Annotated in this window: 10 protein-coding genes; 8 read left to right on the top strand and 2 right to left on the bottom strand. The window is 71.1% G+C overall.

Going from position 1 to position 12,385, the window contains the following annotated elements; genetic code table 11:
* The first annotated feature begins 51 nt into the window (after positions 1-51).
* Positions 52-798, top strand: coding sequence for a CARDB domain-containing protein (locus tag HCK04_RS08485; protein WP_142646589.1), 747 nt, complete (start codon positions 52-54; stop codon positions 796-798).
* 28 nt (positions 799-826) lie between these two features.
* Here HCK04_RS08485 and galE read toward each other — a convergent pair whose 3' ends face one another.
* Positions 827-1,780, bottom strand: a complete 954-nt coding sequence (gene galE / locus HCK04_RS08480; protein ID WP_142646587.1) for a UDP-glucose 4-epimerase GalE — start codon at positions 1,778-1,780, stop codon at positions 827-829.
* A 158-nt stretch (positions 1,781-1,938) separates the two neighbouring features.
* Here galE and HCK04_RS08475 point away from each other — a divergent pair, with 158 nt between their 5' ends.
* The 3 genes from HCK04_RS08475 (at position 1,939) to HCK04_RS08465 (ending at position 5,653) form a co-directional block, all read left to right on the top strand.
* Positions 1,939-3,258, top strand: coding sequence for a hemolysin family protein (locus HCK04_RS08475; RefSeq protein ID WP_205830012.1), 1,320 nt, complete (start codon positions 1,939-1,941; stop codon positions 3,256-3,258).
* Positions 3,259-3,509: 251 nt separating this feature from the next.
* The gene (trpS, locus tag HCK04_RS08470; protein ID WP_142646585.1) at positions 3,510-4,523 is read left to right on the top strand and encodes a tryptophan--tRNA ligase; all 1,014 of its coding nucleotides are present in this window, start codon (positions 3,510-3,512) and stop codon (positions 4,521-4,523) included.
* A 161-nt stretch (positions 4,524-4,684) separates the two neighbouring features.
* Positions 4,685-5,653: a YihY/virulence factor BrkB family protein gene (locus HCK04_RS08465; RefSeq protein WP_240971177.1), complete on the top strand. Its 969-nt coding sequence runs from the start codon at positions 4,685-4,687 to the stop codon at positions 5,651-5,653.
* Between the two features lie 215 nt (positions 5,654-5,868).
* Here HCK04_RS08465 and HCK04_RS08455 read toward each other — a convergent pair whose 3' ends face one another.
* Entirely contained in the window at positions 5,869-7,230 is a 1,362-nt protein-coding gene (locus HCK04_RS08455) for a D-alanyl-D-alanine carboxypeptidase (protein ID WP_142646583.1), read from the bottom strand.
* 94 nt (positions 7,231-7,324) lie between these two features.
* Between HCK04_RS08455 and HCK04_RS08450 the strand changes: the two genes are divergently transcribed.
* From HCK04_RS08450 to HCK04_RS40960, 4 genes are all read left to right on the top strand, one after another.
* On the top strand, positions 7,325-7,525 hold the full coding sequence (locus HCK04_RS08450) for a hypothetical protein (RefSeq protein WP_205830011.1): 201 nt from the start codon (positions 7,325-7,327) through the stop codon (positions 7,523-7,525).
* Positions 7,526-7,596: 71 nt separating this feature from the next.
* A complete protein-coding gene (locus HCK04_RS08445) occupies positions 7,597-8,769 on the top strand; it encodes a glutamate--cysteine ligase (protein WP_142646579.1) in 1,173 nt (390 codons plus the stop codon).
* Between the two features lie 296 nt (positions 8,770-9,065).
* Entirely contained in the window at positions 9,066-10,250 is a 1,185-nt protein-coding gene (locus tag HCK04_RS08440; RefSeq protein WP_142646749.1) for an amidohydrolase, read from the top strand.
* A gap of 300 nt (positions 10,251-10,550) precedes the next feature.
* Positions 10,551-12,350 (top strand): serine/threonine-protein kinase, encoded by a 1,800-nt coding sequence (locus tag HCK04_RS40960; RefSeq protein WP_260617173.1) that lies wholly within the window; start codon positions 10,551-10,553, stop codon positions 12,348-12,350.
* The last annotated feature ends 35 nt before the right edge of the window (positions 12,351-12,385 follow it).

Below are 12,385 nucleotides of genomic sequence, written 5' to 3'. Positions count from 1 at the left end.
GCCGTCACCGGGGAGCCACCCCGGCCGGCACCGGTGAAGGATCAGTGGGGCATGGCAGACCTCACGGTCGGCATCACCGCCACGCCGAAGGTGGCGCAGCCGGGGCAGCCGTTGACCTATCACGTCACCGTGCACAACAAGGGCCCGGGTGACGCCGTGCTGCCGACGCTGCGGGTCGCCCTGCCGAAGGACTTCCAGATCGTCAACGTGGGCGTCGCCGAGTGCGAGCCCGGCAAGGCGCGCAACCGGGTCGTCTGCCATTCGTCCGACGACGTCCTGCCCGGCGGCTCGGGCGACATGACGATCACCGGAGTGATCGCGCCGGGCGCGCACGGACCGCTGCGGGCGCGGGCCGATCTGACCTCCGAGGTGCTCGACAAGGACGAGACCGACAACAGGGCCGAGGTGGTGACCCGGGTCGACGAGGGGGCCGACCTGTCGATGCGGTTCCGCTCCTCGGCCAGGTTCGTCCGCCCGGGTCACTGGTTCTCCGTACGGGCCGAGGTGCGCAACCGGGGGCCGCGCGTCGTGCGGGACGCCTACGTGTTCTTCCAGCCGCGCCGGGCCCGGCTGCTGTCCGCGCGCGGCGGGCGCTGCCGGGGGAACCGCCAGTTCGTGGGGTGCTCGCTGCCGCCGATAAGGTCGGGGTCGCGGGGGCTGATCGAACTCGTGTTCCGGGTGCCGTCCCGGGCCTCGCACGCCGTGGCGACGATGGCCACCGTCTATTCGCGCCGGTACGGCGACCGCCGCCCGGCCAACAACAAGGCGAGCGTACGGGTGGCCCTGCGCCGAGCGTGACCCGGCGGCGTCGATGCGGGCGCCGGGCTCAGGCGGTCTTGGTGGAGGCGGTCCAGGCGTCGGTGACCATGTCGCGAAGCGACGCGTGGGCCGGCTTCCAGCCCAGCTCGTGCTGGATCTTCTCCGACGACGCCACCAGCACGGCCGGATCGCCGGGACGGCGCGCCGCGACGGTGGTCGGGATGGGGTGCCCGGTCACCTCGCGGCAGACGTCCACGACCTCCTTGACCGAGAAGCCCGTGCCGCTGCCGAGGTTGTAGATCCGGTGCTCGCCGGGCGTGCAGGCGTCCAGGGCGAGCAGGTGAGCGCGGGCGAGGTCGGCGACGTGGACGTAGTCGCGGATGCAGGTGCCGTCCGGAGTGGGGTAGTCGGTGCCGAAGACGCTGACCGACTCGCGCTCGCCGAGGGCGACCTTGAGGATGTTGGGGATCAGGTGGGTCTCGACCGTGTGCCGCTCGCGGAACTCGCCGTACGCACCGGCCACGTTGAAGTAGCGCAGGCTGACCGCGCCCAGGCCGTACATCCCGGCGAAGGCGGTCAGCGCGGTGTCAACGGCGAGCTTCGACGCACCGTAGGGGTTGCCAGGGCGGGTCGGGTCGGTCTCCAGGATGGGCGTGCGCTCGGGCTCGCCGTACGTGGCGGCGGTGGAGGAGAACACGATCCGGTTCACCCCGGCCTGCCGCATGGCGTCGAGCAGCGCGAGCGTGCCGCCGAGATTGTTCGACCAGTACAGCCCCGGCTTCTCCACCGACTCGCCCACCAGGGACTTGGCCGCGAAGTGGAGCACGGCGTCGAACCCTTCGGACAGCACGCCGCCCGCCTCGGTGATCGACGCCTGCACGAACGCGGCTCCCGCCGGAACGGCGTCGGCGTGCCCCGTCGACAGGTCGTCGAGCACCGTGACCTCGTGCCCCTCCTCCAGGAGTTGCGCCGCCACGACGCTGCCGATGTACCCGGCTCCACCAGTAACCAGCAGCTTCACTGTTCGCTCCTGTTCAGAAGTGTTGGATTATGTACGTCCGGGGCCTAGCTTACGCGGTTCCCATGAGGAGCGGGTTAAATGCCTCCAGTACCGCAATCCCAGCAAGTCGCAGGGGATCGCGACGACCGGCCCGGCCTGCCTGACACCCGAACGGACTGATGACGTTGAGCAACGTCGCGGTGACCATCACCCTGGTCCTGATATTCATCCTGATCGGCGGGTTCTTCGCCGCGGCCGAGATGGCGATGGTCTCGCTGCGGGAGAGCCAGATCCGCCGCCTGAGCCGCGAGGAGGGACGCCGCGGCGCGCGGGTGCAGAAGCTCGCCCGCGACCCCAACCGCTTCCTGTCCGCCATCCAGGTCGGGGTGACCGTGGCGACCGTGCTGTCGGCCGCGCTCGGCGCCGACGCGCTCGGCCCGCGCTTCGCCCCGGTCCTGGAGCAGTGGGGCCTGCGGCCGAGCGTGGCCGCGCCCGTCGCGTTCGTGGCCGTCACGCTGGCCATCTCGTACGTCACCCTGGTGCTCGGCGAACTGGCGCCCAAGCGGCTCGGCCGGCAGCGGGCGGAGAGCCTGTCGCTCGTCACCGCCCCGCTGCTCGACCGGATCGCCATGCTGTCGAGGCCGGTGATCTGGCTGCTGTCCAAGTCGACCAACGGCGTCGTACGGCTGCTCGGGGGCAACCCGTCCGCCGACAGGGCGGCCATGACCACCGAGGAACTGCGCGACATGGTCGTGGGCCACACGGAGCTCACCCAGGACGAGCGCGACGTGATCGCCGAGGTGTTCGCGGCGGGCAAACGGCAGCTCAGGGAGGTCATGCTGCCCCGCACGGAGGTCGAGTTCATGGCGGCCGACACCCCGCTCGCCGAGGCGGCCGTGCTCGCCGCGGCCATGCCGCACTCGCGGTTTCCCGTCTATCGCGACTCCTACGACGACGTGATCGGGTTCGTGCACGTGCGCGACCTGCTCGACCCGGTGCGCACCGGGCGGCTGGAGCCGATCAGCGAGCTGGTGCCGATCCGCCCGGTCAAGTTCGTGCCCGCGAGCAAGCGGGTCCTCGTCACGCTCGCGGAGATGCGCGACGAGGGCCACCACCTCGCCATCGTGGTGGACGAGTACGGCGGCACCGACGGCATCGTGACGCTGGAGGACCTGGTCGAGGAGCTCGTGGGCGACATCCGCGACGAGTACGACGAGAGCGGCGACGCCGTACGCGTGATCGCCGGGGATGTCGAGGTCGAGGGGCTCGTCAACCTGGATGAGTTCCACACGCAGACGGGCGTGCGGTTGCCCCACGGGCCGTACGAGACCCTGGGCGGCTACGTCATGGCCTTCCTCGGCCACCTGCCCCAGCGCGGCGAGGTCGCCGAGGCGCCGGGCGTGAAGCTGACCGTGACGGAGATGGACGGCCGCCGCGTCTCCCGCGTCCGCGTCACCCGTACGCCCCCGGAAGACCCGGCGCCGGCGGCGACCGGCTGAGCGGCGGGCGGGGCATCGGCGCGGGGCCGGGGAAGTGTTCCACGCTCGGCGCCCGAGGGAGGCGTCCTCCCCACAGGCGCGGGGCCGGGGAAGTGTTCCACGCCCGGCGCCCGAGGGAGGCGTCCTCCCCACAGGCGCGGCCCCACCGCGAGCTGTGGCGATCCTGTCGGCTCAGGGACCTCGGCGGCGGGAGCGTCCGCCACGGGCCGCGTCTGTCGCGGGCAGCCCGCGACTGCTGACAGAATTGCCGTATGGCTCTTGCTCGCGTCCTGTCCGGTATCCAGCCGACCGCCGACTCGTTCCACCTGGGCAACTATCTCGGCGCCATCCGTCAGTACGTCGCGCTGCAGGACACTCATGAGGCCTTCTTCTTCATCGCCGACCTGCACGCGCTGACCGTCGCGCCCAAGCCCGAGGAGCTGCGCCGGCGCACCAGGATCGCCGCCGCCCAGCTGTTCGGCGCGGGGCTCGACCCGGAGCGCGCCGCGGTCTTCGCACAGAGCCACGTGCGTGAGCACAGTGAGCTCGCCTGGTATCTGATCTGCCAGACCGGCATGGGCGAGGCCGGCCGGATGACGCAGTTCAAGGACAAGTCCGCGCGCTATGGCGAGAGCTCGGCCAGCGTGGGCCTGTTCACCTATCCGATCCTCCAGGCGGCCGACATCCTGATCTACCAGGCCGACCAGGTGCCGGTCGGGGTGGACCAGAAGCAGCACCTGGAGCTCAGCCGCGACCTCGCGCAGCGCTTCAACAGCCGCTACGGCCAGACGTTCAAGGTGCCGAGCCCCTACATCCTCAAGGAGGTCGAGAAGATCACCGACCTCCAGGACCCGACCGCCAAGATGTCCAAGTCGTCGTCGAGCCCGCAGGGCATCCTCGACGTGCTGGAGGAGCCGAACGTCCTGCGCAAGAAGGTCATGCGCGCGGTGACCGACACCGGCAGCGAGGTCGTCGCCGACGAGGAGAACAAGCCGGGCGTCACCAACCTGCTGCGCATCCTGTCCGCGCTGACCGGCACGCCGATCCCCGACCTGGAGACCCGGTTCGCCGGGCAGGGATACGGCGCGTTCAAGAAGGAGGTCGCCGAGGCCGTCGTCGAGACGTTCTCGCCGATCCGGGAGCGTACGGAGAAGCTGCTGGCCGACGAGGCCGAGCTCGACCGGCTGCTGATCGCGGGCGCCGCCCGGGCCCGCAAGGTGGCCCGCGAGACGATGGAGCAGGTCCGCGAGCGCCTCGGCCTGCTTCCCACGCCGCGCTTCGAGTGAGCCCGTGCCCACGCCGCACTTCGTGTGAGCGCGCCCAGGCCGCTCTTCGAGTGAGCCGCGTTCGCTTCGTCCTTCGAGCGACCCGCGTCTGAGACCGCGGCCCCGCCCCGGGCCGCGGTCGCCGTACGCATCGAGACGCCTTCTCCGGGTACACAAGGGCGATGGGAATGGCGTTGGTCGACCGGGTCACGCGGCGGATCGATGAGGTCAGGGCATGGGGCCGCATGCGGATCGAGCGTGACCGGATCCGCTTCCCCTGGTTCGATCACCTCATCCGGACCGTGCAGCGCTACCAGGTGCAGTCGGGAGACCGGCTTGCGGGCGCCATCACCTACTTCGCGTTCCTGTCGTTCTTCCCGCTGATCGCGTTGGCGTTCGCCCTGTTCGGCTACATCGTGACGATCCGCCCGGACGCGCTCGCCACGCTCACCGAGGCGATCAACAAGCAGCTTCCCGGGCTCGCGGACCAGCTCCACATCGACCAGCTGGCCGGGGCCCGCGCCCGGGCCGGGGTCATCGGTCTGCTCGGTCTGCTGTACGCCGGGCTGGGCGCCATGGACGCCCTGCGCGGGGCCCTGCGCACCATCTGGATGACCTGCGAGCCGCCGCTCAACTACTTCGTCGGCAAGCTCCGCGACCTCGTCGCGCTCGTGCTGATGGGCCTGGCCATGCTGGTCTCGGTGATCGCGAGTGGGTTCGCCACCGGGGCCACGAGCACGGTCGCGGGATGGCTCGGCCTGGGCTCCTCGCCACTGGCCGGCTTCGGGATCTGGCTCGCCGGGATCGGCGCGAGCCTCGTCGCCGACCTGCTGCTCTTCCTGGTCATCCTCGGCTGGCTGGCCAAGCCGCCGCAGCCGTTCCTCGTCGTGCTCAAGGGCGCGCTGCTGGGGGCGGTCGGCTTCGGCGTGCTGAAGCAGCTCGCGGCGCTGATCCTGGCCGGCACCCTGCGCAACCCGGTGTACGGCACGTTCGCCGTGGTCGTGGGGCTGCTGCTGTGGATCAACCTGTCGGCCCGGGTGATCCTCTACGCCGCCGCGTGGACGGCGACGGCCACTCTTGGCCCGCCGCCCCAGCCCACCCCGCTGCCGTCGCCCGCGACCACGCCCACGACCGGCCGTGGCCCGACCTGACGGGGGCGCAGCCCGAGGGGTCGGTGGGCACCGATCCCCGGCCGGCCGCCGAGGCCGTGCTGAAGCTCGTCGGCAGCGACGAGCCGCCGCTACGGCTGCTGCTGGGCGGCATGGCCTACGACCTGGCCTTCGACGTCTCCCGTCAGCGCATGAAGACGCGGGCCCGATGGGAGGAGGTCAGCCGCGCCGCCGAGCACGCCGTCCCCGCCCGCGAGTTAGCCGGTGGCATCGCCGGGCGTCCTGCGGCGCCGGCGCAGGGCGTACGCGCCGAGGGCGAGGACCACGACGGCGCCGCCGCCGATCACCAGGGGAGTGGTCGAGCCCGCGCCGTTGGAGGCGGGGTCCTCTCCACGTGCCCTGGCCGCGCCCACGTCGGCCCCGCCCGGCGTCGGAGAGGCCCGTACGGCCAGGGGGGAGGAGGCGGGCTTGGGGTCGGGCGCGGGGGCGACCAACTGGCCCACGGGGGCCGCCTTGCCCCTCGCGGCGAAGCCCCAGTCGAGCAGCTTGGCGACCTCGTCCCAGAAAGAACCGGGGTGATGCATGATCACGACGAGGATCGTGTGGCCGTCACGCTTGGCCGCGCCCACGAAGCTGCCCAGGGCCTTGGACGTCCAGCCGTTCTTGACGCCGAGCATGCCCTTGTAACGGCCCAGCAGCCGGTTGTGGTTGGCCATCTCGTAGTAAGCGGGCGCGGGAGACTCGCTGGCCTCGGCGTCGTCGCGGCGCTTCTTCTTCTTTTTCTTCTTGGGGTCTTCCTTGGGCGCGGGGAACTTGGCGACCTTCGTGCTGATGTATTCGCGGAAGTCCGGGAGCGCCAGCCCGGCCCGCGCGATCAAGGCGAGGTCGTACGCCGAGCTGCGCTGGCCCGGGGCGTCGAGGCCGTTCGGCGTCTTGGCCACCGTGTCGTACGCCTGGAGCTTGCGCGCCTCCTTGTTCATGTCGGCGAGCGTCTTCTTCACGCCGCCGTTGGCCTCGGCCAGCGCGACGGCCGCGTCGTTGCCGGAGACCATGAGCAGCGCCCGGAAGAGGTCGTCGACCTTGTAGATCGGCTCGGGGACGATGCCGACGGCGCTGCCCTCCACATTGCAGGCTTCCTCGCTCGGCTTGATCTTGCGGTTCTTGTCGAGCCGGGGGATCAGCGTCACGGCCGTCAGCGTCTTGAGCGTGCTCGCGGGCAGGTAGTGCCCGTGCGGGTCCTTGGCCGCGAGCACCGCGCCGGTGTCGGCGTCGGCGATGACGTACGCGCTGGCCTCGGTCTTGGGCGGGGGCTTGATCCCGGCGGGCCGGATGATCCCGCGGCCGGCGAGCCGGTCTCCGCCGATGGCGCCGTTAGCCTTGCCTGTTCCAGAGACGGCCGTTCCAGAGACGGTCGCTCCGGTGACAGCGGTTCCCGTCACTGTGGTTCCGGCCACTGTGGTTCCGGTGACTGCGGTGCCGAGCGTGGCCGTGCCGGTCTGCCGCGGCGCCAGGTCTGGCACGGCCCGTGCGTTCGCGGTGGGAGGGGCGCAGAGCAGCGCCGTCGTCAGCACCCCCGTCGTCGTCACGGTCGCGGCGAGGGCCCGCAGGTTCGTCCCCATAGGTCGCTCAGCCTAGCCTCGACTGCCTTCGCATGAAGCGACATATGCCCCAAATGCCACAGGGCCACGCTGGGGGCGGCCCGATACTGTGGACATGACGAGACGTGTATCGATCTTCCTTGTGGCACTCGGTGTTTTCACGATCTTCGAATGGATCAACCTCGGCTTCAACCTCGCCGACGGGCACGAGACGTCCTTCTATGTCATCCACGGCGTGCTCATCGCGGTGAACATCATCCTGGGGCTGGCGCTCGGGGCGGTCGGCGTGCGGGGATGGATGAAGGGTAGGGCCTGAGCCTGGAACGACCTCGTCCGCTGTGACCTGACCTGAGGGTCGGCAGGGACCGAACGTGATGGAGGCAAGCTTTGGCGATCGACTTCAACCCCTCACGTGGCGCGACGCTCGGCGTGGAATGGGAGCTTCAGCTCGTCGACCGGCTGACGCGTCATCTCCGCCAGGACGCCAAGGAGGTGCTCGCCGCGGTTCCCGACCTCAGTGAGGGGCAACGGCCCAAGGCCATGCACGAGCTCATGCAGTCGCAGGTCGAGATCGTCACCGACGTCTGTCACACCGTCGCCGAGGCGGTGCAGGATCTGAAGAAGAGCATCGGCCGGCTGGCCGAGACCGTCGAGCCGCGCGGCATCGGGCTCGCCTGCACCGGGACCCACGCGATCAGCGACTGGCGCGACGCGGTCTACGCGCCGAGCCAGCGCTACGTGGAGCTGATCGAGGACCTGCAATGGCTCGCCTGGCGGATCCAGACGTTCGGCGTGCACGTCCACGTGGGCGTCAAGGAGCGGGACAAGGTCATCCCGATCGTCAACGCCCTCGCGGCGTACCTGCCGCACTTCCTCGCGCTCACCTCCTCCAGCCCCTTCTGGGGCGGGCAGGACACCGGGCTGGCGTCCAGCAGGGCCATCGTCTTCGGCTCGCTGCCCACGGCCGGGCCGCCGCACCTGCTGGCCGACTGGGCCGAGTTCGAGGAGTACATGGACACGCTGCTGCGGGCGGGCACGATCCGCAGCATCAAGGAGGTGTGGTGGGACATCCGGCCGCACCCCGACTTCGGCACGATCGAGATCCGGATGTTCGACGGCATCCCGACGCCGCGCGAGGTCGGCATGGTGGCCGCGCTGTCCCAGTGCCTCGTGCAGCAGTTCGATCAGCAGCTCGACCGGGGATACACGCTGCCGCATCCCGCGGCGTGGGTGGTGCGCGACAACAAGTGGCGCGCCACGCGCTACGGCCTCGACATGGACGTCATCACCGACGACCATGGCGCCACGGCGCCGATGCGCGACGTATTGTATGAACTTCAGCGTGAACTCGAACCCGTCGCCGAGCGGCTCGGCTGTGCCGACGAGCTGGCGGTCGTGACCGAGGTGCTGGAGCAGGGGAGCTCATCCGAGCGCCAGCGAGCGATCCTCGCCGACGGCGGAACCCTCCAGGACGTGGTCGACGCCACGGTAATCGAGCTCGCCGAGGACAGGTTCGTCACCGCGAACCCCAACCGCGAGATCGGACAATCAGCCACCTGACGGGGTAGGCCTGATATGTCCGTCAACAGTGCCTAGTTCTGACAACGTGCGGCGCCCGGTGTAAATACTGGGCAATCCGCCGTATCGGAGGGTCGCGGCATGGAAGGATTGTGAATGAAGGGTCGGTGGAGGCGAGACACGCCCGCTCGACCCTTTTGGGCTTTTTCGTGACTTTTCATGATCATATTGGACGATCCGGCAATCCGTGGCGGGACGGCTCGCCGGAGAAGGGAAGACCCGTGGCCACCTCATCGAAGCTCGCAACGCCGGACGCGGCCGTGCCGGGAAGTAACGACCTGGCCGGGCAGCTGGCGGAATTCCTTCGCGAGCACAACGATGAGCTGATCGAGTTCCGGCGAGACGTACACGCGCACCCGGAGATCGCCTTCAGCGAGCATCGCACGACAGAGAAGATCGCTGAGCGGCTGACGGACGCCGGGCTCACCCCGCACCCGCTGTCGCGCGGCACCGGCCTGTGGGTGGACCTCGGACGCGGCGAGGGCCCCACGGTCGCACTGCGCGCCGACATCGACGCGCTGCCGATGGAGGACGAGAAGGACGTCCCCTATCGCTCCACGAACCCCAACGCGTGTCACGCCTGCGGCCACGACGTGCACACCTCGATCGTCCTCGGCGCGGGGTTGTTCCTGGCGTCGCAGGCCGACGCGGGAGCGCTCCCCGGCCGGGTGCGGCTGATCTTCCAGCCGGCCGAGGAGGTCGCGGGCGGCGCGCTCGAGGTCATGCGCGACGGCGGCCTCAACGAGGTCGACCGCATCTTCGCGCTGCACTGCGACCCGCGCCTCGACGTCGGTCACATCGGCCTGCGGACCGGCCCGATCACCGGGTCCTGCGACAGTTTGCGGATCCGTGTCGCGGGCCCGGGCGGGCACACCGCCCGCCCGCACCTGACCGTCGACCTCGTCTACGCGCTCAGCAAGATCGTCACCGAGCTGCCGGCCGCGCTGTCGCGCCGCGTCGACCCGCGCTCCAGCCTCAGCCTCGTGTGGGGCCAGATCTCCGCGGGTTCCGTGGCCAACGCGATCCCGGACTTCGGGGTGGCCCAGGGCACGGTCAGGTCGCTCGACGAGGACGCCTGGCACCAGGCTCCCGACATGGTCAAGGCCCTGCTCGACTCGGTCGCGGGCGCGTACGGCGTGGACGCCGAGATCGACTACCGGCGCGGCACGCCGCCCACGGTGAACGAGGCCACCAGCATCCAGATGCTGAACGACGCGGTCACCCAGGTCATCGGCGAGGGCGCGGCCGTGCCCACGCCGCAGAGCCTCGGCGGCGAGGACTTCTCCTGGTATCTCGAGTCGGTGCCCGGCGCGCTCGCCCGGCTGGGCACCCGGGCGCCGGGGACCGTCGACGAGGTCGACATCCACCGGCCGCTGTTCGATGTGGACGAGCGCGCGATCGGGATCGGGGTCAAGGTTCTGGCCGCCACCGCGCTGACCGCGCTGTGGGGCGGTGCCCGCTGAACCGAGCCCAGGTGAATTCGCGCCCGTCGGATCCGCGCCCGTTGAATCCGCAGCCGTCGGATCCGCGCCTGTTGAGCCGGCGCCCGTGGGACGCGCGTTTCTCGGACCCGCGCCTGTCGGACCCGCGCCTGTCGGACCCGCGCCTGTCGAACCCGCGTCTGTTAAGTGCGCGCCCGTTGAATCCGCAGCCGTCGGATCCGCGTCTGTTGAGCCGGCGCCCGTGGGACGCGCGCTTCCCGGACGCGCGCTTCCCGGACCGCGCTCACCCGACCGGCCGAGCCCGCTGAGCCGTACGCCGCCGTGCCCGACGTCTCCCTCCTGCGTCCCGAGGACCCCCGGCATCTCGGGAACTACCGTCTCGACGGCCGCCTCGGCGCGGGCGGCCAGGGCGTCGTCTTCCGAGGCACCGCCCCGTCGGGCGTGCCGGTGGCCGTGAAGCTCCTGCACGCCCGGCTCGACGGCACCGCCGCCCGGCGCGCCTTCGCCCGTGAGATCGAGGCGGTGCGCCGGGTCGCGCCGTTCTGCACCGCCCAGGTCCTCGACGCCGACCTCGACGGCGACCGGCCGTACGTCGTGAGCGAGTACGTCGACGGGCCGTCGCTGCGCGAGCACGTGACGGCGGCGGGACCGCGGACGGGCGGCGATCTCGACCGGGTCGCCGTGGGGACGGCGACCGCGCTGGCCGCGATCCACCGGGCGGGAATCGTCCACCGCGACTTCAAGCCGGGCAACGTGCTCCTCGGCTCGGACGGGCTGCGGGTCGTCGACTTCGGCATCTCGCGGCTCGCCGACGCCACCGCGACGACCGGGAATCTCGTCGGCACCCCGGCCTACATGGCGCCGGAGCAGCTCCAGGGCCGGTCTGCCGCTCCGGCGGCGGACGTGTTCTGCTGGGCGCTCACGCTCGTCTACGCGGCGAGCGGGCGGCACGCCTACACCGGTGACACGCACGCGGCCGTCATGGCCCGCATCCTGTACGGCATGCCGGACCTCGGGCCGCTCGCCGGCCTGCTGAAAGACCTCGTCGTGGCGTGCCTGGCCGCGGACCCGGCCGACCGGCCGGACGCCGGACAGGTGCTCAGCGCCCTGCTCGACCGGCCCTCCCCAGGCCGGCCCGGACCCCCGAAGCGGGCGGGGCAGGGCATGACCGCACCGGGGCCCGGCGGCTCCGCAGCGTCCTTCTTTGCGGCGTCCGGCTCTGCGGTGTCCGGGTCTACGGCACCGCCACGACAGGAGCCGGGGGCTACGTCGCCCGGGGCGCGGGCCGACACCGGCCAGATCGACACAAGCCAGACCGACACAAGCCAGGCCGACACAGGCCAAGCCGACACAGGCCAGGCCGACACAGGCCGGACCGATGTTGACGAGTCCGACACCGAGCCGACCGGCCGAGAACCCGCAGACACCGAGCCGGCCAGCCTGGATCCGACCGGCTCGTATCCGACCGGCCTGGGCCCGACCAGCCCGACGCCGACCGGCCCGACGCCGACCGGCTCGGCTCCGATCAGCCGGACGCCGACCAGCCCGGAGCGGACCAGTACGGAGCGGACCAGTACGGAGCGGACCAGTACGGAGCGGACCGGCACGGAGCCCGGGGGAGCCGAGGGCGTCCTGGTGGACCGGCCTACGGAGCTCGCCAGACCCGGCGGGCGTGGTCGCGGGCGGGCGCGTGCGGTGATCGCCTCGCTCGTCCTCCTCGTCGCGGTCGTCGTCGCAGCGGGTGTCGCGTGGGTCCTGACGAACGGCGAACCCGGCCGCGAATCCGCCCACCAGCCAGCCCGCCTGGCCGGGCGCCTCGACGGGACGTGGACGGGCGTCGCCCGCTATCCCTCGGCCGGCCGGATCTTCCCGGTCGAGATCCGCCTGACCACCCCGGCACGGATGAGGTGGGGTGCCGACCTCCACTGCTCCGGCCGTCTCACCCCCGCGCGCGAATCGGGCGAGACGCTCGTGCTGACCCTCGACCAGGTGAAGGGCGACGCGTGTTATCCCGGAAGCGTTTCGATCACCTGGCGGGGCGACACCGCGGCCGACTTCGCGGTGACACGCGAAGGAGAACGGGACGCCCGATACTCGGGGTCTCTTTCGCATACGAATTGACTCAAATGGGATAAATCTGTCAGGGACTTTGTGTC

Origin of the sequence: Microbispora sp. CL1-1, assembly GCF_012034195.1 — a bacterium.
Classification (GTDB): domain Bacteria; phylum Actinomycetota; class Actinomycetes; order Streptosporangiales; family Streptosporangiaceae; genus Microbispora.
Note: the sequence above shows the minus strand (reverse complement) of the source record. Positions and strands in the feature narration are given on the sequence as shown.

Coding starts and splice junctions, on each gene's coding strand:
- HCK04_RS08485 (WP_142646589.1), top strand. CDS start 52: ATGGCAGACCTCACGGTCGGCATCACCGCCACGCCGAAGGTGGCGCAG.
- HCK04_RS08475 (WP_205830012.1), top strand. CDS start 1,939: ATGACGTTGAGCAACGTCGCGGTGACCATCACCCTGGTCCTGATATTC.
- trpS (WP_142646585.1), top strand. CDS start 3,510: ATGGCTCTTGCTCGCGTCCTGTCCGGTATCCAGCCGACCGCCGACTCG.
- HCK04_RS08465 (WP_240971177.1), top strand. CDS start 4,685: ATGGGAATGGCGTTGGTCGACCGGGTCACGCGGCGGATCGATGAGGTC.
- HCK04_RS08455 (WP_142646583.1), bottom strand. CDS start 7,230: ATGGGGACGAACCTGCGGGCCCTCGCCGCGACCGTGACGACGACGGGG.
- HCK04_RS08450 (WP_205830011.1), top strand. CDS start 7,325: ATGACGAGACGTGTATCGATCTTCCTTGTGGCACTCGGTGTTTTCACG.